The following is a 22,294-nucleotide window of genomic DNA, read 5'->3' as shown; positions in this document are numbered from 1 at the left end:
CGCATTAACTTAAGCCGGCCCGGATGAGGCCGGTGGGATCTTCAGGAGTCGCAACACATGTCGTTCCCCTCTTCTCGCACCGTCCTTGCCTCGCTGATCGCCGGCCTGGCGGCCTCCCCCGCCGTCGCGCAGGAAACGGCCGAGCTTGACGATGTCGTGGTCACCGCCGCCGGTTACGAGCAGCAGGTGCAGGATGCCCCGGCCTCGATCAGCGTGATCAGCCGTGAGGACCTGGAAGGCCGCGCCTACCGAGACATCACCGATGCGCTGCGCAACGTGCCGGGCGTGACCGTCACCGGCGGCGGGTCGTCCCAGGACATCAGCATCCGCGGCATGGGCGCCAAGTACACCCTGATGCTGGTCGACGGCAAGCGTCAGGGCTCGCGGGAAACCCGCCCCAACAGCGACGGCCCGGGCATCGAGCAGGGCTGGATGCCGCCGCTGTCGGCCATCGAGCGCATCGAGGTGATCCGCGGCCCGATGTCGTCGCTGTACGGCTCCGATGCCCTGGGCGGCGTGATCAACGTGATCACCCGCAAGGTGCCGCAGGCGTGGGGCGGTGAGGTCTCCACCAGCATGACGATCCAGGAAGACTCCGCCTCCGGCGACGAGCACAACAGCCGCTTCCATGTCGCCGGGCCGCTGATCGGAGACCGTCTCGGCCTGCAGGTCTACGGCCAGTACGACCAGCGCGACGAGGACGCCATCATCGGCGGCTACGCCGACCAGCGCCTGGCCAGCGGCACCGCCAAGCTGAGTTGGACGCCGGACGATATCCACGAGATCGGCCTCGAGGCGGGCTACAGCGAGCAGCGCCGGATCACCAATCCCGGTGAGTCCGTCGAGCTGGTGGGGTCTCGCGGGCCGAACGAGCGCTCCGAACAGGAGTACGATCGCCGCCACTTCGCGCTGAGCCACGACGGCTACTTCGACGTCGGCACCACCACCAGCTATGTGCAGCACGAGGAGATCGACAACCCCTCCCGCGACAACAGCTACCAGAGCACCGTGGCCGACACCAAGGCGGTGCTGCCGCTGGGCGCCCATATCCTGACCCTGGGCGGCCAGTACGAGGATCAGCGCCTGGAGGACGGCGGCAACCAGTCCGAGACGTCCGACCTGAGCGAGCTGACCCGCTACCGCTGGGCGCTGTACGCCGAGGACGAATGGATGCTGACCGAGGACTTCTCGCTGACCGGCGGCGTGCGCCTCAACGAGGACGAGGACTACGGCAGCCACTGGTCGCCGCGCCTGTATGGCGTCTGGCACCTCGACGACCGCTGGACGCTGAAGGGCGGCGTCTCCTCCGGCTTCCGCGCGCCGGATCTGCGCTACACCAGCCCCGGCTGGGTCCAGGTCAGCCGCAGCGGCAACATCTACGGCAACTCGGATCTGGAGGCGGAAACCTCGCTCAGCCAGGAGCTGGGCCTGCACTACGCCGGCGACAACGGCCTGATGGCCGGCCTGACCGTCTTCCACACCGACTTCGACGACAAGATCACCCGCATCAACTGCCCGACGTCCGTGTGCACCGACGGGGCCAACGACTACGGTTCCGATCCGACCTACCGGGTCAACGTCGATGAGGCGATCACCCAGGGCGTCGAGTTCTCCCTGTCCACGCCCCTGGCCGACCATCTGGACCTGAGCACCAGCTACACCTACACCGACTCCGAGCAGAAGAGCGGCGAGTACGAGGGCGAGCCGCTCAACCAGCTGCCCAAGCACCAGGTCTCGGCATCGCTGGACTGGCAGGCCACCGAGCGCCTGAACCAGTGGACCCGCCTGACCTATCGCGGCGAGGAGAGCCAGCCCACCACCGGTCCGTCCCAGGATGCCATCGTCGCGCCGTCCTATACCTTCGTGGACGCCGGCCTCGGCTATCAGCTGACGCCTCAGACCACCCTCAACGCCGGCCTCTACAACCTGTTCGACGAGGACATCACCGAGGAAGAGTACGGCTACGTCGAGGATGGCCGTCGCCTGTGGCTGGGCATCAACGTCGCGTTCTGATCGCCGGCGTATCGCCGGACCTGGACCCGGTCACCGGCCGCCCGTCGGCGGCGCTTGAGGCCGAGATCGAGGCCTCAAGCGCGGTGCTGGCCGCGGAGGGCGACGAGGCGATCGACGTGACGGTGCTGTCGCCCGGCCCGTGGCCCTCTCCGGCGACGGCCCGCCGAGCGTTCATGCCCCGCTGGGCGAGGTCGTCGACAGCCTCTGGTTCCGGTTCCTGAACTCCCGCTTCGCCGCGTTGCGAAACATCGAACGCGACGTTGCATCGAGCGGGGATGAGAACTTTTTTGAGATTCATTATCATTGGTAAATATTCGCATGGCCGGGCGCACGGGTGCCCGGCGAGTCGAGGAGCTTCCATGTCAGTTTCCCTGCCCAGGGCGTCGGCCCTGATCGGCGCCTGCCTGGTGGCGGCCGTTGCCGCCGCGGTCACCCCGGCCCAGGCGCGTACCCTGGACACCGCCCACGGCGAGATCGAGGTGCCGGACGCCCCCGAGCGCGTGGTCACCCTCTATGAAGGCGCCCTGGATGCCGCCCTGGCCGCCGGCGTGATGCCGGTGGGCGCGGTGACCACCCGCGGCGGCGACGACGTGGCCCGCTACATCGCGCCGCATCTCGGCGATCAGCGCCCGGCGATCGTCGGCGTGGTGCGCGAGATCAACATGGAGGCGGTGGTCGGCGAGCGCCCGGACCTGATCCTGGCCGGCCCGAGCCTCGCCGATGCCCAGTACGCGCTGCTGTCGAAGATCGCCCCCACCGTGGTGCCGCAGAGCCCGGGCATCACCCCCGACGCCTGGAAGGTCGAGGGGCGCCAGTTCGGCGAGGCCCTGGGCCGCGAGGATGCGGTGAACGCGGCCATCGAGGGCATCGAGACCCGGGCCGCCGAACTGGCCGAACGCGTGGACGCGGCCGGGGTCGGCGCCACCGCCAACCTGGTGCGCTGGATGCCCCAGGGCCCGCTGGTGATGTCCGACCGGCTGTTCGCCAGCGGCCTGCTCGAGGCCGTCGGCCTGGACGTCATCGCCGGTGAGCTGGTCAACGGTCATGGCGTGCACAGCGATCCGCTGAGCCTGGAGAACCTGTCAAGGCTGCAGGGCGACTGGCTGTTCCTGGCCACCCTCAACGAGGAGGGCGACGAGGCCCTGTCCGCGGCCGAGGATTCCCCGGCCTTCGCTCGCCTGCCGGTGGTCGACGCTGGCCAGGTGGTGCCGGTGGATGGTCAGCTGTGGACCAGCGCCAACGGCCCGCTGGCCGCCGAGGCCATCCTCGACGATATCGAAGCGGCGCTCGTGCCCTGATGTCGAAGGCCGCCTCCGTCAACATCGAGCCCCGCCCATCGGCGGGGCTTTCCCGTGTCATGCTGATGCTTTCCGGCCTGTTGGCGCTGGTGGCCCTGGCCAGCCTGCTGTGGGGGGCCGGCGAGGTCGGTCCGGCTCGCGCCCTGGCGGTGCTCGCCGGCCACGGCGACAGCGAGGCGCGGTTCGTGGTCGAGACCCTGCGTCTGCCGCGCACCCTGATCGGCATCGCCGTGGGGCTGTCCCTGGGCGTGGCCGGCGCGCTGTTGCAGGCCGTGTCGCGCAACCCGCTGGCCGAGCCCGGGCTGCTCGGCGTCAGCGCCGGGGCTGCCTTCGCCGTGGCCGTGGCGCTGTGGCTGGGCGCCGGTGCGGCGACCCTGCGCGTGGCCGTGGCCCAGGTCGGTGCCCTGGGCGGCTGCCTCGCGGTGATGAGCGTGGCACGCCTGCGCGGCCCGGGCGACGACCCGGTGCGCCTGGTGCTGGCCGGGGCCGCCTTCTCGGCGCTGCTGGCCTCGCTGACCTCGCTGCTGCTGCTGTTCGATCAACGCACCGCCGACGAGATCCGCTTCTGGGTGGTCGGCAGCCTGGCCGGCCGCCGCCTCGATGACCTCGCCGCCGTGCTGCCGAGCCTGGGCCTGGCGCTGGTCGTCACCGCGCTGATCGCCCGGCCCCTGGCGGCGCTGGCGCTGGGCGAGCGGGTCGCCTCGGGCCTCGGCCATCGCCCCGGCCGGGTGCGTGCCCTGGTGGTGATCGCGGTGGCGCTGCTGGTCGGCGCCGCCACCGCCATCGCCGGGCCGATCGCCTTCGTCGGCCTGGTGGTGCCCTTCGCGGCCCGCGCCCTGGCCGGCTCCGATATTCGCTGCACCCTGTGGCTGTGCCTGCCGCTGGGCCCGCTGATGGTGCTCGCCGCCGACGTGGTCTCGCGGCGGGTGGTGGCGCCCTCGGAGCTGCCGCTGGGCGTGCTCACCGCCCTGGTCGGCGCCCCGGTGCTGGTCGCCGTGGTGCGCGCCCGTCGACTGCCGACCCTGTGAGCCGGAGACCCTGATGTCCGATACCCTGTCGTTGCCTTCCCGCGCCGATGCCCAACGCCGCGAGGCGGACGCCGCCGAGCGCGTCGCCCCGCCGCCGGGCTACTGGCGCCTGGCCCGGGGCGAGCGCCATCTGCTGATCGAGCGCCGCGCGCTGATCGTCTCTCTGCTGCTGCTGGGGTTGCTGACGGCGTCCTCGCTGGCCTACCTGTGCCTGGGCCAGCAGGTGCTGTCGCCCGCCGGCGCCTGGGCGGCGCTCAAGGGCGAGGCCGATCCGCTGGCCGGCTTCCTGGTGCGGGAGCTGCGCTTCCCGCGGCTGCTGGCGGCCTGGCTGACCGGCGCCGCCTTCGCGCTGGCCGGCTGCCTGATGCAGACCCTGGCCCGCAACCGCCTGGCCACCCCCGGCATCATCGGCATCGACAACGGCGCCACCGCCTTCGCCGTGGCCTCCGTCGTGGGGCTCGGCGTGTCGCTGGCGCCGCCGGCCATGGCGCTGGTCGGCGCGGCCACCGCGGCGGCCGTGACCTTCGGCGTGGCCAGCGGCGGCGATACCCGCGGCTATCGCTTCATCGTCGCCGGCATCGGCGCGGTGTTCGGCGCCGTCACTCAGCTGCTGCTGGCCCGGGTCGACATCGATACTGCCAACCAGGCCTACCCGTGGACGGTGGGCACCCTGAACGCGCGCCCGGGCGGCGCCGTCGCGGTGCTGGGCATCGGCCTGGCACTCGGCTGGCCGCTGGCCATGGCGCTGGCCCGGCCGCTGTCGCTGATGCGCTTCAGCGACGCCGTGGCCCGCGGGCTCGGCGTCGGGCTGCGTCGCCGGCGCGCCCAGATCCTCGGGCTCTCGGTGCTGCTGACCGCGCTGGCGGTGGCGGTGGCCGGGCCGGTGGGCATGGTCGGGCTGATCGGCCCGGAGATCGCCCGCTCGCTGTCCACCTCGCGGGGCGTGCCGCTGACCGCCTCGGCCCTGGCCGGCGCCCTGGTGATGGTGCTGGCCGACCTGCTCGGCCGGCTGCTGCTGGCCCCCATCGAACTGCCGGTGGGCATCGTCACCGCCGTGGTCGGCGGCCCCTGGCTGCTGTGGATCCTGATGCGTCCTGCCCATAGGAGAGTCTCATGAACGCCCCGCAACGCCTGCAGGCCGAGGCGCTGAGCCTGAGCCACGGTCGCACCGCGATCATCGAGGACCTGGCGGTGGAGCTGCCGCCGGGCCGGGTGACCGCCATCGTCGGCCCCAACGGCTGCGGCAAGTCGACCCTGCTGGCCGGCCTCGCGCGGCTGCACGCGCCGGACTCGGGCGCGGTGCTGCTCGATGGTCAGGACATCCAGCGCCTGCCATCCCGGGAGCTGGCGCGGCGTCTGGCGCTGTTGCCCCAGGAGGCCACGGCGCCGGAGGGGCTGACCGTGGGCGACCTGATCCGCTTCGGCCGGCAGCCCCACCAGGGCTGGCTGCGCCAGTGGTCCGGCGACGACCGGCGTGCGGTGGAGGAGGCGGTGGCCGCGGCGGGGCTGGAGGCCCTGGCCGACCGGCCGCTGGAGGCGCTCTCCGGCGGCCAGCGCCAGCGCGCCTGGATCGCCATGACCATCGCCCAGCAAACGCCGCTGCTGCTGCTCGACGAGCCGACCTCGGCGCTGGACCTGGGCCACCAGCTGGAGGTCTTCGAGCTGGTCAAGCGCCTGGCCGCCGATGGTCGCACCCTGGCGCTGGTGCTGCACGACCTGGCCAGCGCCTGCCGCTATGCCGATCACCTGGTGGCCATGCGCGACGGGCGCATCGTCGCCCAGGGGGCGCCCGCCGAGGTGGTCACCGAAGCGCTGGTGCACGAGCTCTACGGCGTGACCTGCACCCTGGTGCCCGATCCGGCCACCGGCACGCCGATCCTGACCGACCTGCGCCGGGCCTGAACGCAGCGCGCCCCGGCAGGGCCGGGGCGCGTGGGGATGGTGACGTGTGGCCGAGTCGGGATTATTCGGCGGCTTTCTGGGCGCTCTCGCCGGCGCTCTGCAGGGCCTGGCCGATGCGATCCAGGGCGGTGGACGCGCCTTCCTGGGTGGTTTCCCAGGCGCTGGCCGCGCCTTCCTGGGTGTCGGCCCAGGCGCTGCGCATGCTCTCGCGGGCCTCGTTCCACCAGCCGTCGGTGTATTCGGGCTGGTCGCGCAGGCTGGCGGCGTCGAGGCTCAGGGTGACGCGGTATTCGATGTCCTCGATGCGCTCGCCGTGATGGGTCTCGACCTTGAACTGGTCGGCCTCGACCACGTATTGCTTCTCGTTGAGATCGAGCAGGCTGCCGGAGTCGATCACCAGGGCGCGCAGGCGCATGTCGTCGTCCAGCAGCACATCTTCCACCTCGCCGATCGACCGCTCGGAATCCGCCTGGGTGTAGACGTCGGCATCGAGCAGCTCATCGGCGGAGTACAGGCCCTGAGGGGCGGCCGATGCGGTGGCACTGACGGTCAGGCCGGCGGCGAGCAGGGCGGCGGTGATGCTCGTCTGGCGAAGGGAATCGCGGGTCATGGCGTCTCTCCTTGAGTCGGTGTCCATCGCGTCGTCATGTGTCGACGACACCCATTAGTGTCGTCTGATGTCCATGAGTTTCAACTCGTTGTGTAACAATGTGTGAGGCAAGCACTTTTACCCGGTCGTGGCCGGGGTGTTATATCTGCGGGAGCGGCTGACCGGGAGGATCAACGATGCGGATGCGATGGATGACCATGGGGCTCGCCATGGTCCTGGGGAGCGGACCGGCGCAGGCCGCGGAGCCGCTGGAGACGGTGGTGACCATCGGCATGCTCGGCGACGTCGCCGAGCGGGTCGGTGGCGAGTGCGTCGAGGTCACGGCGCTGATGGGGCCGGGGGTGGACCCGCACCTGTTCCAGGCCAGCGCCCGGGACGTGGCGTCCCTGCAGCGTGCCGAGACCATCCTCTATTCCGGCTATGCGCTGGAAGGCCGGCTCGGCGACGTGCTGGAACGCTTCGCCGAGATCACCCCCACCGTGGCGGTCTCGCCGGCCGCCATCGGCGAAGACGCGCTGATCCGGGTACAGGATGCCTACGGCATCGATCCTCACCTGTGGATGGACGTGTCGCTGTGGGCGCAGATCCTGCCGGTGCTGGCCGAGACCTTCGCCGAGGCACGCCCCGAGTGCGCGGCGACGATGCGGGACAACGCCGAGGCCTATGGCCGCGAGCTCGCCGCCCTGCACGACTGGATCGCGGCGAGCGTGGCCTCCATTCCCGAGGCGCAGCGCATCCTGGTGACCGCCCATGACGCCTTCCACTACTACGGCCGCGCCTACGGCATCGAGGTCGCCGGCATCCAGGGCATCAGCACCGAGACCGAGACCGGCGTGGCCGATATTCGCGCCATGGCGGACGTGGTGGTCGAGCGCGCGGTGCCGGCGGTGTTCGTCGAGAGCACCATCAATCCCCGCACCGTCCAGGCGGTGATCGACGCCGCCCGCCAACGCGGCCAGGCGGTGACGGTCGGCGCCCAGCTGTATGCCGACGCCATGGGCGAGGCGGGGACCGCCGAGGGCACCTACATCGGCATGCTCCATGCCAACACCCGGCACATCGTCGAGGCGCTGGGCGGCACGCCGGCACCGCTGCCCGAGGCGCTGGCCGACTGGGCCGCCCGCTGGGAGATTCCCGAGGCCTGATCCGTCCGTCCCGCCACGCATCCCACGCATCAGAAAGGCACGCCATGACCCTACCGCTGCATGAACCGGATCTCGCCCTGCACGTCGAGGATCTGACGGTCAGCTACCACAGCAAGCCGGTGCTGTGGGACATCGACTTCGACGTCCCGCCCGGGGTGATGGCCGGCATCGTCGGCCCCAACGGCGCCGGCAAGAGCACGCTGATCAAGAGCGTGCTGGGGCTCGTGCCCACGGTGGCCGGGCATGTGCGCCTGTTCGGCCTGCCCTACAGGTCGCATCGCCGCCGGGTGGGCTACGTGCCGCAGCGCTCCAGCGTCGACTGGGATTTCCCCACCACCGCCCTGGACGTGGTCACCATGGGGCTCTACGGCCGACTGGGCTGGCTGCGGCGGCCTGGGCGGCGCGAGCGCGACGAGGCCATGGCGGCGCTGGAGCAGGTCGGCATGGCCGATCTCGCCGGGCGCCAGATCAGCCAGCTCTCCGGCGGCCAGCAGCAGCGGGTGTTCCTGGCCCGGGCGCTGGTCCAGCAGGCCGACGTCTATTTCCTCGACGAGCCCATGGCCGGGGTCGACGCCACCACCGAGCGCGCCATCGTCGACATCCTTCACCGGCTGCGTGACCAGGGCAAGACGCTGATCGTGGTGCACCATGACCTGCAGACGGTGCGCAGCTACTTCGACTGGCTGCTGCTGCTCAACGTGCGGGTCATCGCCCAGGGGCCGGTGCGCGAGGTCTATACCGCCGACAACCTGCGCCGCGCCTACGGCGGCCAGATCGCGCTGCTCGACGAGGCCGGCAGGTTGGCCGGGGAGGGCGACGCCTCGTGATGGCCTCGCTGCTGAGCCTGTTGAACGACTACACCCTGCAGAACGTCATGGCCGGCGCCGCCCTGCTGGGGCTGATCAGCGGCGTGCTGGGCAGCTTCGCGGTGCTGCGCCGTCAGAGCCTGCTCGGCGACACCATGTCCCACGCGGCGCTGCCCGGGGTCTGTCTGGGCTTCATCATCGCCGGCGGGCGTCACATGGGCAGCATCCTGGTCGGCGCGCTGGTCACCGGCGCCCTGGCGGCGCTGACGATGCTGCTGCTGACGCGCCTCAGCCGGCTCAAGACCGACGCCGCCCTGGGCATCGCGCTGAGCGTCTTCTTCGCCCTCGGGGTGGTGCTGCTGACCCATATCCAGGGCACGCACAACGCCTCCCAGGGTGGCCTCGACGCCTTCCTGTTCGGTCAGGCGGCGGCCACCCTGCGCGCCGACGTGTGGATCATGGCCGGCATCACCGCGATCGCCCTGACGCTGGTGGCGGTGCTGTGGAAGGAGTTCAAGCTGGTGACCTTCGATGCCGAGTTCGCCGCCTCCCAGGGGATGCCGGTGGTCTGGCTCGAGGCGCTGCTGACGATGATGGTCGCGCTCGCCGTGGTGGTCGGCCTGCAGATGGTCGGCGTGGTGCTGATGGCGGCCATGATCATCGCCCCGGCGGTGGCGGCCCGGCAGTGGAGCCGGCGTCTCGAGAGCATGGTGACGCTGGCCGCGCTGATCGGCGTGGCCGGCGGCGTGCTGGGCGCCTTGCTCAGTGCCCTGTCGCGGGGCCTGGCCACCGGCCCGCTGATCATCCTCAGCGTTTCCGCCGTGGTGCTGCTGTCGCTCGCCCTGGCCCCGGGCCGCGGCCTGGTGTGGGAGGCGCTGCGGCTGTGGCGGGGGCGTCGGCGCCTGCGCCAGCAGCAGGTGCTGACCACCCTCTACGGGCTCGCCGCCCGCCACGAGGATCCGGTGTTCCGCTCCGAGCAGGGGCTGATCGACAGCTATCACGGGCTGCGCACCCGTACCGCGCTGCGCAAGCTCGAGCGCCGTGGCCTGGTCGAGTGGGGGGAGGGGCCGCCGGGGGAGCCGGGGCCGTCGCGGCGCTGGCTGCTGACGCCGGCGGGGCGTGCCGAGGCCGAGCGGGTGCTGGCCTCGCTGCACGAGGAGGGCGCCTGATGCTGGCCGCGCTGTTCGACAATCCCGCGGCGATGATCATGCTGGTGGGCGCCCTGGTGGGCATCGCCTCGACCCTGGTGGGCACCTTCCTGGTGCTGCGTGGCAACAGCATGCTCTCGGACGCCATCGGCCATGCCATCGTGTTCGGCATCGTCATCGTGTGGCTGGCGACGCATCAGCAGAGCGGCCCGCTGCAGATCCTCGGCGCCGCGCTGACGGGGCTGCTCACGGTGGTGCTCACCGAGCTCTTGGTCAGCACCCGGCGGGTCAAGCAGGACGCCGCCATCGGCCTGGTGTTCCCGATGCTGTTCTCGATCGGCGTGCTGCTGCTCAACCTGTATGCCCGGGACGTGCACATCGACACCCATACCGTGCTGCTCGGCGAGATCGGCTTCGTGTGGCTCGATACCGTCACCCTGGGCGAGTATCGGGTGCCCCAGGCGCTGCTTTCCATGGGCGCCATGACGCTGCTCAACGCCGCCTTCGTCGGCGTCTTCTTCAAGGAACTCAAGCTGGCCACCTTCGACGAGGGGCTGGCCCGGGCCCTGGGGCTGGCGCCGGGGCTCTTGTTCCATGGCCTGCTGCTGCTGACCAGCGGCACCGCGGTGGCGGCCTTCGACGCCGTGGGGGCGGTGCTGTTCGTGGCCTTCGTCATCGTGCCGCCGGCCACCGCCTACCTGCTCACCGACCGGCTGTGGCTGATGTTTGTCTACGGCATGCTGGTATCGATCCTGTCCAGCGTCTCGGGCTATGCCCTGGCGGTGGCCTGGGACGTCTCGATCGGCGGCATGATGGCGGTGATGACCGGCGCGTTCCTGCTGCTGGCCTTCCTGGTCGGCCCGCGCCATGGCGTGATCGCCCAGTGGCTGCGGCGCCGCGGGCAGCGGCGCCTCAACGAGATCCGCACCCTGGCCGTGCACCTCTACAACCACGAGGGCAGCCCCGAGCAGCACGAGGAGAACGTCACCCGGGCGCTGCGCGAGCACCTGCTGTGGGACGATGCCAAGGCACGCCGGGTGGTGGCGCGCAGCCGCGAACAGGCGCTGATCGAGCGCAACGGCGAGGCGCTGCACCTGACCCCGGGCGGGCGCGAGCTGGCCCGGGAGATCCTCGAACCGGGGCGTCGGGCCGCGGACGACCGGGGGTAGGCGGCGCTCAGGCCTCGCCCGGCGGGAGGGGCTCGACCGAGACGGCGCGCCAGACGGGGCTCGGCGTGGCGCCGTCGCCCTCGAGGTCGGCGCAGGTGTCGAGGCGCACCACGGTGTCGGTCCGGCAGCGCACGACCAGCCGGCCCACGTGGGCGCCGTCTTGCCAGTCGAACGTCAGCCGGCGGGCCTCGTCGTCGCCGTCCTCGGTCGCGAGGCGTGGCATCGCGACCCGCTCCCGGGCCTCGAGCCAGCCCAGCGCGGCGTGCTGGGCGCACTGCTGCACCGGGGACAGGTGGCCGTCGCCGCGGTAGCAGGGCAGGTAGGGCCTTCCCCGGGCCTCGGCTTCGAGCAGCGGCCGCGCGTCGGCCTCGGTGATGCGCCCGTACTTGCGCAGCGCGGGAAACAGGATGGCGCTGGCGGCCAGCCGGCAGCCGCCCAGATGGCTGCTCTCCCAGATCTCGAACGGCAACGCATGGGCGTCGACCGCCGCGGCGAGTGCCTTGTAGGCGGCGAAGCCGAACTTGGCGCAGCACTTGTCCTTCTTGCCGTGGGTACAGCACAGCAGCAGCGACCCCGTTGGCGGTGCGCTCTCCCAGCGGGCCAGCGATTCGCCGTTGTCGAAGGCGGTGAGGAACGCCGGCAGCGCCTCGCGCTCGACCTCGAAGCCGCGGTTCTCGGGCATCAGGTAGAGGCGATGGCGGTGGCTGGGGTGCCCGCGGCGGTGAATCAGGTTGACCCGGCGGCCGGCCTCGGCCAGTGCGTCGAGCCGGGCCACGATCTCCTCCGGCATGTCGCTGGCATGGCGCAGGTTGCGCTGCCACTTGGCGCTCGGCCAGGCGAGCAGCAGGTTGCGCTCGGCGTGGGTGGCGGTGCCGGCCAGCGGGTCGTCGACGGCGGCGCTCTCGACCGCGCAGAAGCGCCGGCTCATGCGCTGACCTCGCGCTGGGCATCGCGACGCGAGCGGGCCAGGGGCGACTGAAGCGGCACGCAGATCGGGCCGCCGCCCCGGGGATCGTCGATGACGTGGGCGTCGAGGTCGAAGACCCGCTTCAGGTTCTCGGCGGTGAACACCTCGGCGGGCGTGCCCCGCCGTTCGATGCGCCCGTCGCGCATCATCACCAGTTCGTCGGCGTAGGCCGCCGCCAGGTTGAGGTCGTGCAGCACCACCAGCAGGGTGCGGCCCTGATCGTGGGCCAGCGCCACCAGCAGCTCCAGCAGCTCGACCTGGACCTTGAGGTCGAGGAAGGTGGTGGGCTCGTCGAGCAGGATCAGGTCCGTCTCCTGGGCCAGCACCATGGCGATCCAGCAGCGCTGACGCTGGCCGCCGGAGAGGGCGTCGACGCTGCGCTCGGCGAACTCCGTGACGCCGGCGTAGGCCATCGCCTCGCGCACCGCGCGGGCGTCGCCCTGGGCGTCCTGGCGCCACAGCCGCTGGTGGGGGAAACGGCCCATGGCCACCAGCTGGCGCACCGTGAGGCCCTCCGGCGCGTCCGGCCCCTGGGGCAGAATGCCCAGGCACCGGGCCACGTCCCGGGTGCGGCGATGGTGGATGTCCTGGCCGTCGAGGCAGACCCGGCCGCCGTCCGGCGTCAGGGTCCGCGCCAGGGTCTTCAGCAGCGTCGACTTGCCACAGCCGTTGGGGCCGAGCAGCACCGTCAGCTTGCCCTCGGCCACCGCCAGGTCGACGCCGTCCAGCACGGGGCGGGCGTCGTAGCCGGCGCGCAGGGCTTCGCCCGTCAGGCGGGCCGTCGGGGCGGCGATCTTGGACATGGGCAGGTGTCGATCCGAGCTGGAGGAAGGCAGGGCAAGGTAAGACAAAACATTCTCATTTGCAACGTGGCCGCGCCGCCGGCCGAGGCCGCTCCGGGGCCCGTCCGCCGGGGGCTGTCGTCGTGTGCTCCCTGGCTCAGCGGCGGCTGCGATACAGCAGGTAGACGAAGAAGGGCGCGCCCACGCCCGAGACGAAGATCCCGGCCGGCAGGTCCTTGGGCAGGAACGCCACCCGGCCCAGCAGGTCGGCGTAAAGCACGATCAGCGCGCCGATCAGCGCGGCGACGGGCGCCAGCCGGGCGAAGCCCCGGCCCACCAGGCGCGCCGCGATATGGGGCGCGATCAGGCCGACGAAGCTGAGCCCGCCGGCGAAGGCCACGGCCGCCCCGGCCAGCGCCACGCTGCAGGCCATCAGCAGCAGCCGGCTGTGCAGCAGGTTCACGCCGAGCCCCTGGGCCACGTGATCGCCCAGCGCCATGGCATCCATGTGTCGCGACCGGGTCAGACACAGCGGCACGGCGACCAGCAGCCAGGGCAGCAGCCCCATCACGTCCGGCCACTGGGCGGCGTAGAGGCTGCCGGTCAGCCACACGAAGGCGCCCATGGCGGCGCTGTCGTCGCTGATCACGATCAGCAGGGTCGTCATGGCGCCCATGGCGGCGGAGAGCCCGATGCCGACCAGTACCATGCGCGACGGCGAGAGGCCGCGCCGCCAGGCCAGCGAGAACACCAGCAGGGTGCTGAGCAGCGCGCCGCCGAGCGCCGAGGCCGGCAACCAGTGGCGGTCAAGGCCGGATCCGATCAGCGCGAGGAGGGCCACGGCGGCCAGGGCGGCGCCGCTGGTGATGCCGATCACGTCCGGCGAGGCCAGCGGATTGCGCACGATGCCCTGGAGGATGGCGCCCGCCACGGCCAGTGCCGCGCCGACCAGCACGGCCAGCAGCAGGCGCGGCAGGCGCAGCTCCCAGACGATGAAGGCGATGTCGCTGTTCCGGGGCGCCACCAGCGCCTGCATGACCTCGTCGACCGCGGTGGGGAAACTGCCGAGGGTGAGCGACAGGCCGACGCTGGCGAGCAGCGCCAGCCCCAGCAGCGCGAGCACGATGGCGTGTCGTGATGCCCGGGATTCGCCGGCGTCGTCGGCCGTGCGTGGCAGGGAAGAGGAGGGCGTCATGAGCGGGCCGATGTCCTGCGTGCCAGATGAATGAAGACGGGCGTGCCGATCAGCGCGGTCATCACGCCCACCGGCACGTCCTGCGGGGGCATCAGGAAGCGCGAGCCGACGTCGGCCAGCAGCAGCAGGCCGGCGCCCAGCAGGGCGCAGGCCGGCAGCAGCCAGCGATGGTCGACGCCGAACAGGCCTCGCGCCATGTGCGGCACGATGAGGCCGACGAAGCCGATCATGCCGGAAAGCGCCACCGAGCCGCCGGCGAGCAGGATCACCGCCAGGCCGAGCAGCAGCTTGACGGTGCCGGCGCGCATGCCCAGCCCCTGCACCGTCTCGTCGCCCAGCATCAGAGCGTTGGCGTGGCGGACCAGCACGGCGCACAGCAGCAGGGCGGCGCCGAACAGCGGCAGCAGCGGCACCACCAGCGACAGCTCGCGCCCGGAGACGGAGCCGGCCAGCCAGTAGAGCACGCTCTCGAAGCTCTGCCGGTCGACGATCAGCAGACCCTGGCTGAACGAGACGAACATGGCGCTGACGGCCACGCCCGCCAGCACCACCCGCAGCGGCGACAGCTCGCCCCGTCGGCCGCGACTCAGCAGCGCGACCAGACCCGCGGCGACGAAGCCGCCCAGCAGCGCCGCCCAGACGATCTCGCCCGGCGCATGCAGGGGCAGCCACGAGACCGCGATCACCACGAAGCACATGGCCCCGGCGTTGATGCCCAGCAGGCTCGGCGAGGCCAGCGGATTGCGGGTCAGGGTCTGCATCAGGGCGCCGGCGATGGCCAGGCTCGCGCCGACCAGGGCGGCGATCACCGCCCGCGGCAGGCGTTCGGTGCGAATGATGAGATGCGAGATCCGGGCGGGATCGTAGTGCCACAGCGCCTCGATGAAGGTCGGCGCCGGGATCTCCGTGGTGCCCAGCATGACGCTCGCGGCGAACGCCGCCGTCGCCAGCATCAGGCCCAGCAGCAGCCCGGCGAGGCGCGATCGTCGGCCGTTCAGCATGCGACGGCCTCCTCGCCAGACGCCGCGCATGACGAGGCCGGTGGTGACAGCCCGTAGCGGGCATAGAGATCGTCGAGCATGGCGTTGGCGGCCAGGATGCCGCCGCCCATGATCCAGTTCACCGCATCCACCTCGAACACGCGGTCATGGCGCACCGCGTCCAGCCGCTGCCACAGCGGGTGGGAGCGCCAGTGGCGGTAGTGGCGGGCGATGGCGGGATCGTCCGGTTCCAGCAGCACGAAGATCACGTCGGCATTGATGACCGGGATGTTCTCCTCGCTGGTCAGCTTCATGCCCCAGCCCTGGTCCTGCACGGAGCGCGGCTGTTCGAAGCCCAGCTCGTCGAGGATCGAGCCGGCGAAGCCGGTGGAGTAGATGCGCAGGTGGTCGCTCTTGAAGCGCACCACGGCGGCCCTCTGCGGCCAGGCATCGCCCAGCGCGTGCCGGAGGCGGCGGCGTAAGTCGGCCACCCGCTCGTCCCAGTCGTGGAGCAGCACCCGGGCGCGCGCCTCCCGGCCCGTGGCTTCGGCCAGCAGCCTCAGGCTGGCCTTGAAGTCGAAGACGCTTTCGCTGGCCACCGTCGGGGCCATGGCCTCGAGCAGCGGCCGGACCCGCTGATGGCGAAAGCGCGTCGCCACGATCAGGTCCGGGTCCAGCCAGGCGATCTTCTCGAGGTTGGGCTGGGTCTCCAGGCCGACGTGCTCCACGCCGTCAAGCGCCTCGCGCAGATAGCGATACATCGGCGGCTCCAGCCACGAATCGACGACGCCGACCGGGGTGATGCCGAGCGCCACCGCGCTGTCCGTCGCCCCCTGGTAGAGGGTGACGACGCGCTGCGGCGAGTCGGAAGCGTCGGCGACGACGGGGCCCAGCGGCAACAGCAGCGCCAGCAGCGCGGCCAGCCAGCGGAAAAGAGGGCCGGCGCCCGCCTTGGCGTGGGGCATGTGGGAAGCAGGGTCGGGCATCGCGATCGGGCCGGCAGGAAACGGAACGAAGCGGCATCCTGAGATGCCGCTGATGAAAGGCCTCATGCGACGACGGCTCAGAAGTCGAGCTGATAGCTCAGGGTCAGGGTGCGGCCGCGGCCCTTGAAGTAATACTCGTCGCTGTTGCGGGCGGCCTGGGAATAATAGGTGAAGTAGTCCTCGTCGGTGAGGTTCTCCACGCCCAGGCTGGTGCGGCCCACCGGCAGGCGATAGGTGAGCGAGGCGTCGACCAGGCCGTAGCCGTCGAATTCCAGCTCGGGGTCGTCGACGCTGCGGTTGAAGTAGCGGCTGAACTGCAGATGAGTGGACAGCTCGTCGTTCCAGGCCGCGCTCCAGGCCAGCTTGAGGGTGTCCGGGGCGATGTTGATGCCGGTCAGCTCGGTGTCGACGCTGCCGTCGCCGTCGGTGTCCGACTCGCCTTCGGCGTGGGTGTAGGACAGCCGCAGCCGGTGGCGATCGCTGACCCGGGCCTCGCCGGTGACCTCGACGCCCTGGATCTCGGTCTTCTCGCGGCTGCCGACCCAGGTGCCGTTCTCGAAGGCCAGGCGCTCGCCGTAGTCGGAGTTCGACTCGTAGTAGCTCAGCTCGAGGCCGTAGCGATCCCAGTCGAAGCGGGCGCCGATCTCGCGGTTGTCGGTGACGATGGGCTGCAGCTGCAAGAGGCCGTCGACGTTCTGGCCGGGGTCACCGATGCCGCGCAGCACGCGGCCCACGTCGGGCATGCCGAAGCCTTCGGAGTAGTTGGCGTAGAGCTGCGCCCATTCGGTGGCCTGATAGACGATGCCGGCGTTGTACAGCGTCTCGTCGAAGTCGGGCGTGCCGCCCTCGACGCTGACGTTGTCCTGGGTGACGTTGCTGCGGTCGATGGTCGAGAAGTCGCCGACGTCGAGCTCGGCGCGCTCGTGACGCACGCCGGCGTGCAGGCTGACCGCCTCGGTCAGGCTGTAGTCGCCCTGCAGGAAGGCGGCGGCGTTGCGGAACTGCGTCTCCGGCACGTAGGTGCGGTCGGTGTGCACCAGCATCTGCCGGGTCTCGTCCTCGAGCAGGTCGAGGCCGGTGGTCAGGGTCAGGCGATCGTCCAGCAGCCCGTCGCGGGACAGGGTGAACTTGGCGCCGACCTTGTCGGACTCGTTGCGGGTCTGGTCGTAGCGGGTCGTGCCGTCGTCGCTCTGGTAGGGGAAGTACGGCGTGGTGCCGAACTGGGCCCGGAAGCGCTGGGTATAGAGCTGGGCGTCGACGCTGTTGCCCAGCCAGTCGTCATGGGAGTACGACAGCCGGGCGGTGGTGACCTCGTTGAAGCCGGGATCGCCGATCGGATCGCCCTTGCGCGCGGTGGTCGCGACACCGGCGTCCCGGTCGCCCGCCACCGGCACATAGTCGCCGTTGCCTTCCAGCTCGAAGCGGTTGAGCGAGACCTCGACGTTCTGGTGATCGTCGATCCAGTAGCCCGCCTTGGCCATCAGGTCGTAGCTCTCGGAGTTCTGGATCTCGCCGGGATAGGCGATGCCGACCTCGTCGTCGCTGCCGTCGTAGAAGACGCCGCGCTCCTGGCGGCTGGCGGCCACCACGTAGTCCCAGTCGCCGGTCTGGCCGCTCAGGCGATAGTCCAGCTTGTGGCCGAAGCCCTCGGACTCGAAGTTGTCGTCGCTGGTCAGGCTGATGCCGGCGTGCTGGCGCACCCCGGCGCCGTCCGGGCGCTTGGTCACGTAGTTGATGATGCCGCCGGTGGCGCCCAGGCCGTGCTCGGCGCTGGCGCCGTGGATGACCTCGATGCGCTCGACCATCGAGAGGTCGATGGTGTAGCTGTCGCGCCCGCTGTCGCGCAGCGGGTTGGACTGGGGCACGCCGTCGACCAGGAACAAGGGGGAGCGACCGCGGAAGGTCTCGCCGGCGTTGGACAGCTTCTGGCGGCTGGGCGAGTAGGAGGGAATCAGGTTGCTGAGCACCTGGCCCGGGTCCTGGGTGATCGCCAGCTGCTGCTCGATCTGTTCGCGGGTGATGACGGTGACCTTCTGGGGCGTCTCGTCCACGCGGCTTTGATTGCGTGTGGCGGTGATCACCAGCGGGTTCATGGCCTGGGCGTCGGACGCGCCCTGTGCTGCGGCGAGCGCGCTGACGGGCAGGGCGGAGCCGAGGACGAGCGGCAACAGCGGCAGCCGCTTGAGGTGCGGTTGTCGGGGAGTGGGCATGTCGTGAAGATCCCTTGGTCGATCCGGGGGGTTATCGTTATGTGTCGAGATCGGTAGAGCGTCTCTCTATTGCAAACGATAATGTTTTTTATTCTGTTGCGCAATTCGGGAGGCCGCGTTCCGCCTCACGCAAGTCGCCGGCGTACCCCGTATTGACGCATGCCCTCACAGACGGACAATGCCTCCCTTCCTCTCGACCGGAACAAGGATTCCTCGTGGAACTGCTGCGCGTCGTCTATCGCCATTATCGCTGGCCCTTCCTCGGCGTGATGCTGCTCAGCCTGGCCAGCGCCGGGCTCGGCATCGGTGCCATCGCCTTCATCAACCGGCGGCTGATCGACCCGGTCGGCGACCCCGCCGGCGTGCTGCCGGCCTTCCTCGGCGTGATCGTCGCGCTGCTGATGGTGACCCTGGCCTCGCAGCTGGCGCTGACCATCCTCGGCCACCATTTCGTCCACGGGCTGCGCGGGCGGCTGGTGAAGCAGATCCTCGATACCGATGTGGAGCGCCTCGAGCGCCTCGGCAGCGCCGAACTGCTGGCCAGCCTGTCGAGCGACATCCGCAACGTGACCATCGCCTTCGTGCGCCTGCCGGAGCTGCTCCAGGGCCTGGTGCTGACCGTCGGTTCGGCGCTTTATCTGGGCTGGCTGTCGCCGGGCCTGCTCGCGGTCACGGCCGCCTGGCTGGCGGTCACCATCGCCGTCAGCTCGTGGCTGGTGGCGCGGGTCTATCGGCATCTCGCGCGGGTGCGCGAGAGCGAGGACCGGCTCTACCGCGACTACGAGGCGGTCATCCACGGGCGCAAGGAGCTGGCACTCAACCGCGGACGGGCGCGGCGCCTCTATGACGAGCGCTACGAGGTCGATGCCCGCGACTACCGCGGCCAGATCATCCGCGCCGATACCTACCACCTGAGCGCGATCAACTGGTCGAACATCATGATGCTCGGCGCCATCGGGGTGGTGTTCTTCCTCGCCAACGGCCTGGGCTGGGCCAGCACCTCGGTGGCGGCGACCTACTCGCTGACCCTGCTGTTCCTGCGCACGCCGCTGCTTCAGGCCATCGGCGCGCTGCCGACGCTGATGAGCGCCCAGGTGGCCTTCGACAAGATTGCGGCGCTCGAGCTGGCCGATGCCGAGCGCGACTTCGCGGTGGCCGAGGCCGAGCCGGGGGCCTGGCAGACCCTGAGCCTGCGCGACGTGCGCTTCGCCTACACCGGCGCGGACGGTGAGGCCGGCTTCACCGTCGGCCCCCTGAATCTGACGCTGCGGCGGGGCGAGATGGTGTTCCTGATCGGCGGCAACGGCAGCGGCAAGTCGACCCTGGCCAAGCTGCTGACGGGCCTCTACCGGCCCCAGCAGGGCGAGCTGTTGCTGGACGGTGAGCCGCTGAGGGAGGCCGCGTCCTACCGGCAGCGGTTCTCCGCGGTGTTCAGCGACTTTCACCAGTTCGCGGATCTGATCGGGCCCGAGGGCGCCCAGGCCGATCCCGCCCTGGTCGAGGCGTGGATGGGGGAGCTGGCGATGCGCGACAAGCTGGCCTTCGACGGTCAGAGCGTGACCAATCCCGAGCTCTCCCAGGGGCAGCGCAAGCGGCTGGCGCTGCTGATGGCGATCGCCGAGGAGCGCGACCTGCTGCTGCTCGACGAGTGGGCCGCCGATCAGGACCCGCAGTTCCGCCGTGTCTTCTACCGCGACCTGCTGCCGCGGCTGCAGGCGATGGGCAAGACGGTGTTCGCCATCAGTCACGACGACCACTACTTCGACCATGCCGACCGGCTGCTGGAGATGCATGGTGGCAGGCTGAGCGAACTGACGGGCGACCAGCGGGCGAGCGTCAGCCGGGATGCGGTGGCCCGGCTCGACGAGGCCGCGCCCTGACGCGAGCGGGAAAGCGGGTGTGGGAGCGCAGACCGACTGCCGGGAAAGGGGGGTAACAAGAGTTAGTGTGATTTGTTGGTGCAAATGCAAACAATTACATAAGCAATCGCCAGCCTCGAACGTGGCGTTCCGTCTTGGCGACCCCTTGTCCCCCGCACCGTAAGGCACCCACCAATGACATGCGTATCCCGCCGCTCGTGGCGGCTGTCTCCCCTGACCGCCGCCGTCCGCTATGGCCTCGGCCTCACCCTCATCGGCGCCGCCGGCACGGCGCTGGCCCAGCAGGACGCCTCGGAGGGCGAGACCGACACCGTCGTCGTCAGCGCCACCGCGCTGAAGGTCGCGACGCCGACCATCGAGACGCCGCGGGCCGTGTCCGAGGTCGGCCGTGACGAGCTGGACAAGCGTGCGGTCAACCGCTTCGACGAGACCTTCCGCTATCGCAGCGGCGTGCTGTCGACGCCTTACGGTAGCTTGCGCGAGACGCTAGCCGCCGAACGGCGAGGGAGAAGACGTGGGGGCGCCCTCGAGCAGCGGCGGCGCGTCGGGTGACCGGGCGCCGGCCACGAACAGTGAAAGCCCCAGCATCAGGATGAGGGCGCCGCCTGCGAAGCCAACGACTCGCAGGCAGCGCGCCAGGTTCATGCTGCCCGCCGAGCGCTGCAGGCGGCGCTCGGCCCAGCCGCGAGCCATCACGCTGGCCAGGGCCAGCGCCGAGACCGTCAGGGCCGTGCCGGCGGCCATGGCCAGCACCGCCAGCACGCCGCTCCAGTAGTGCCCCAGCAGCGAGGCGGCGCCGACCAGCAGCACGCTGCCGCTGCAGGGACGCATGCCGATCGAGGCCACCACGGCCAGGGCGCCGCGCCAGTCCGTGGCCTGTTGGGGCGTCAGATGGTGGGCGCAGTCACACTCGTGCGGGTCGTGGTCGTGGTCGTGGTCGTGGTCGTGGTCGTGGTCGTGGTCGTGGGAGCCCGGCGTGCGCCGGTGGCCGGCCAGGGCCCGCCAGCATAGCCAGAGCCCCAGTGCCACGACGAGCAGGTAGCTGGCCTGCTCCAGCCAGACCACCGAGCCCATGGCCTGGCGGGTCAGCCAGCCCAGGCCATGAACCAGCACCGTGACCAGGCCGATGGCCACCAGGGCCTGCAGCAGCGAGGCCAGGCACGAGAGCAGCAGGGCCCGGCGCAGCGCGCCGCCCTGGCTGAGCAGGTAGGTGCCGAGTACCGCCTTTCCGTGGCCCGGGCCGGCGGCGTGGAAGACGCCATAGCCGAAGCTGAGGCCCAGCAGGCCGAGCCAGGCGGCCGATGTCGGCGCAGCGTCCAGGGCCGCGATCGCCTCCGTCAGGGCGCGATGCAGGTCGCGCTGCCAGGCGACCAGCCGCAGGCTGGCCTCCTGGCCGAAGGTGCTCCAGGCCACCGCCAGCAGCGCCAGGGTGACGCCACCGATCAACAGGGGGCCCAGCCATCGCAGGCGCCGCTGCATCTTGTGGGCGGTATTCATGGACGATCGCATCGTATTTCTCCCGTTTCGGCGAAGAAGCGACCGAGGCCCTCCTGGGCTTGCTCGCCGCGATCCAGGCTGGCCGCCTCGGCGACCTTCGCGGGATCGGGATCCGCGGCGATGATCCGGGTGCTGCAGCCTGCTCTCGTGACCGTCAAGGCGTCCGGCCTGGGCGTCTCGGCGTCCGCCTCGTGCACGACCTCGAGGTAGTAGGTCGGGTCATAGATGCGATAGCGCATCGGCGCCTCCTCCAGCCGCAGGGGCGTGGACAGGGGCAGTCGGAACATCAGCTCGACGCGACCGTCGCGCGCCAGGGTGGTGAAGTCATCGACCTCCCCGAGCGCGATCGGCCGGTCGGCCTGGGTCACGTGGGTGAAGTAGTGCTTCGGGGCCAGGGTGTGGCGGATCTCCACGCCGAGCTGGTCGAGGCGCGCCGCCATCGGTTCATCGCCCTGGGCGGCGCCGAGTTCTTCCAGCACCAGCTGGCTGTAGAACGGGTCGAGCCGCCAGCGCTGCTGAAGGGCCACGGCATGCCCCTGGTCATTCGTCATCACCTTCACCGAGACGTCCACCCAGCCGTGAGGATGCGCGACGCCCGTCAGGGGAAAACATGCCAGGGCAAAGGCCAGCATCGAGGCGATCCGCTGTCGCCAGGAGGCGCGCCATCGACGCGGCCGG

The 22,294-nt window shown here is 70.9% G+C and carries 20 protein-coding genes; 11 read left to right on the top strand and 9 right to left on the bottom strand.

Translation table 11 applies throughout. The features are described from left to right. Window positions 1-57: 57 nt before the first annotated feature. The 5 genes from ACGTNF_RS13890 to ACGTNF_RS13870 all read left to right on the top strand — a co-directional run bounded on the left by ACGTNF_RS13890 (window position 58) and on the right by ACGTNF_RS13870 (window position 6,241). Window positions 58-2,013, top strand: a complete 1,956-nt coding sequence (locus tag ACGTNF_RS13890; RefSeq protein WP_394602187.1) for a ligand-gated channel protein — start codon at window positions 58-60, stop codon at window positions 2,011-2,013. Window positions 2,014-2,372: 359 nt separating this feature from the next. Further along, window positions 2,373-3,311 (top strand): ABC transporter substrate-binding protein, encoded by a 939-nt coding sequence (locus tag ACGTNF_RS13885; protein WP_394602186.1) that lies wholly within the window; start codon window positions 2,373-2,375, stop codon window positions 3,309-3,311. Window positions 3,312-3,370: 59 nt separating this feature from the next. Next, a complete protein-coding gene (locus tag ACGTNF_RS13880; protein ID WP_394602185.1) occupies window positions 3,371-4,339 on the top strand; it encodes a FecCD family ABC transporter permease in 969 nt (322 codons plus the stop codon). 13 nt (window positions 4,340-4,352) lie between these two features. Then, window positions 4,353-5,456 carry a FecCD family ABC transporter permease gene (locus tag ACGTNF_RS13875; protein WP_394602184.1) on the top strand — a complete coding sequence of 368 codons (1,104 nt, stop codon included), beginning with the start codon at window positions 4,353-4,355 and terminating at the stop codon, window positions 5,454-5,456. Continuing rightward, window positions 5,453-6,241, top strand: coding sequence for an ABC transporter ATP-binding protein (locus ACGTNF_RS13870; RefSeq protein WP_394602183.1), 789 nt, complete (start codon window positions 5,453-5,455; stop codon window positions 6,239-6,241). Before ACGTNF_RS13875 ends, ACGTNF_RS13870 begins: the two co-directional genes overlap by 4 nt. A 61-nt stretch (window positions 6,242-6,302) precedes the next feature. Here the strand turns inward: ACGTNF_RS13870 and ACGTNF_RS13865 are convergent, their stop codons facing one another. Beyond that, entirely contained in the window at window positions 6,303-6,851 is a 549-nt protein-coding gene (locus ACGTNF_RS13865; protein WP_394602182.1) for a PRC-barrel domain-containing protein, read from the bottom strand. 176 nt (window positions 6,852-7,027) lie between these two features. On the opposite strand from ACGTNF_RS13865, the gene ACGTNF_RS13860 reads away from it, so the two are divergent. From ACGTNF_RS13860 to ACGTNF_RS13845, 4 genes are read left to right on the top strand one after another with little or no spacing between them, the layout of a single operon-like run. After that, entirely contained in the window at window positions 7,028-7,996 is a 969-nt protein-coding gene (locus ACGTNF_RS13860) for a metal ABC transporter solute-binding protein, Zn/Mn family (protein ID WP_394602181.1), read from the top strand. Between the two features lie 44 nt (window positions 7,997-8,040). Then, on the top strand, window positions 8,041-8,823 hold the full coding sequence (locus ACGTNF_RS13855) for a metal ABC transporter ATP-binding protein (protein ID WP_394602180.1): 783 nt from the start codon (window positions 8,041-8,043) through the stop codon (window positions 8,821-8,823). Continuing rightward, entirely contained in the window at window positions 8,823-9,971 is a 1,149-nt protein-coding gene (locus tag ACGTNF_RS13850) for a metal ABC transporter permease (RefSeq protein WP_394602285.1), read from the top strand. Before ACGTNF_RS13855 ends, ACGTNF_RS13850 begins: the two co-directional genes overlap by 1 nt. Then, a complete protein-coding gene (locus ACGTNF_RS13845) occupies window positions 9,971-11,119 on the top strand; it encodes a metal ABC transporter permease (protein ID WP_394602179.1) in 1,149 nt (382 codons plus the stop codon). The genes ACGTNF_RS13850 and ACGTNF_RS13845 overlap by 1 nt, the downstream gene beginning before the upstream one ends. Window positions 11,120-11,126: 7 nt before the next feature. Here ACGTNF_RS13845 and ACGTNF_RS13840 read toward each other — a convergent pair whose 3' ends face one another. The 6 genes from ACGTNF_RS13840 to ACGTNF_RS13815 form a co-directional block, all read right to left on the bottom strand. Then, window positions 11,127-12,047, bottom strand: coding sequence for a ferredoxin family protein (locus ACGTNF_RS13840; protein WP_394602178.1), 921 nt, complete (start codon window positions 12,045-12,047; stop codon window positions 11,127-11,129). Continuing rightward, a complete protein-coding gene (locus tag ACGTNF_RS13835; protein ID WP_394602177.1) occupies window positions 12,044-12,889 on the bottom strand; it encodes an ABC transporter ATP-binding protein in 846 nt (281 codons plus the stop codon). Before ACGTNF_RS13835 ends, ACGTNF_RS13840 begins: the two co-directional genes overlap by 4 nt. A 136-nt stretch (window positions 12,890-13,025) precedes the next feature. Next, window positions 13,026-14,063 carry a FecCD family ABC transporter permease gene (locus ACGTNF_RS13830; protein WP_394602176.1) on the bottom strand — a complete coding sequence of 346 codons (1,038 nt, stop codon included), beginning with the start codon at window positions 14,061-14,063 and terminating at the stop codon, window positions 13,026-13,028. Then, window positions 14,060-15,064 carry a FecCD family ABC transporter permease gene (locus ACGTNF_RS13825; protein WP_394602175.1) on the bottom strand — a complete coding sequence of 335 codons (1,005 nt, stop codon included), beginning with the start codon at window positions 15,062-15,064 and terminating at the stop codon, window positions 14,060-14,062. The genes ACGTNF_RS13830 and ACGTNF_RS13825 overlap by 4 nt, the downstream gene beginning before the upstream one ends. Next, the gene (locus ACGTNF_RS13820; RefSeq protein WP_394602174.1) at window positions 15,058-16,008 is read right to left on the bottom strand and encodes an ABC transporter substrate-binding protein; all 951 of its coding nucleotides are present in this window, start codon (window positions 16,006-16,008) and stop codon (window positions 15,058-15,060) included. The genes ACGTNF_RS13825 and ACGTNF_RS13820 overlap by 7 nt, the downstream gene beginning before the upstream one ends. 98 nt (window positions 16,009-16,106) lie before the next feature. Then, window positions 16,107-18,239 (bottom strand): TonB-dependent receptor, encoded by a 2,133-nt coding sequence (locus ACGTNF_RS13815; RefSeq protein ID WP_394602173.1) that lies wholly within the window; start codon window positions 18,237-18,239, stop codon window positions 16,107-16,109. 215 nt (window positions 18,240-18,454) lie between these two features. On the opposite strand from ACGTNF_RS13815, the gene ACGTNF_RS13810 reads away from it, so the two are divergent. Beyond that, complete coding sequence (locus ACGTNF_RS13810) at window positions 18,455-20,119, top strand: multidrug ABC transporter permease/ATP-binding protein (RefSeq protein WP_394602172.1); 1,665 nt, start codon at window positions 18,455-18,457, stop codon at window positions 20,117-20,119. 174 nt (window positions 20,120-20,293) lie between these two features. Beyond that, on the top strand, window positions 20,294-20,671 hold the full coding sequence (locus ACGTNF_RS13805) for a hypothetical protein (RefSeq protein WP_394602171.1): 378 nt from the start codon (window positions 20,294-20,296) through the stop codon (window positions 20,669-20,671). On the opposite strand, the gene ACGTNF_RS13800 is transcribed toward ACGTNF_RS13805, so the two are convergent. Both ACGTNF_RS13800 and ACGTNF_RS13795 read right to left on the bottom strand, forming a co-directional pair. Continuing rightward, on the bottom strand, window positions 20,606-21,628 hold the full coding sequence (locus ACGTNF_RS13800) for a nickel/cobalt transporter (protein ID WP_394602170.1): 1,023 nt from the start codon (window positions 21,626-21,628) through the stop codon (window positions 20,606-20,608). The two genes, ACGTNF_RS13805 and ACGTNF_RS13800, sit on opposite strands and share 66 nt — an antisense overlap. Further along, on the bottom strand, window positions 21,613-22,248 hold the full coding sequence (locus ACGTNF_RS13795) for a DUF1007 family protein (protein ID WP_016855471.1): 636 nt from the start codon (window positions 22,246-22,248) through the stop codon (window positions 21,613-21,615). The genes ACGTNF_RS13800 and ACGTNF_RS13795 overlap by 16 nt, the downstream gene beginning before the upstream one ends. Window positions 22,249-22,294: the final 46 nt, after the last annotated feature.

Source organism: Halomonas sp. B23F22_10, from assembly GCF_043496975.1.
GTDB classification, from domain to species: Bacteria; Pseudomonadota; Gammaproteobacteria; order Pseudomonadales; family Halomonadaceae; genus Halomonas; species Halomonas smyrnensis.
This window is presented reverse-complemented; position numbering and strand designations above follow the sequence as displayed.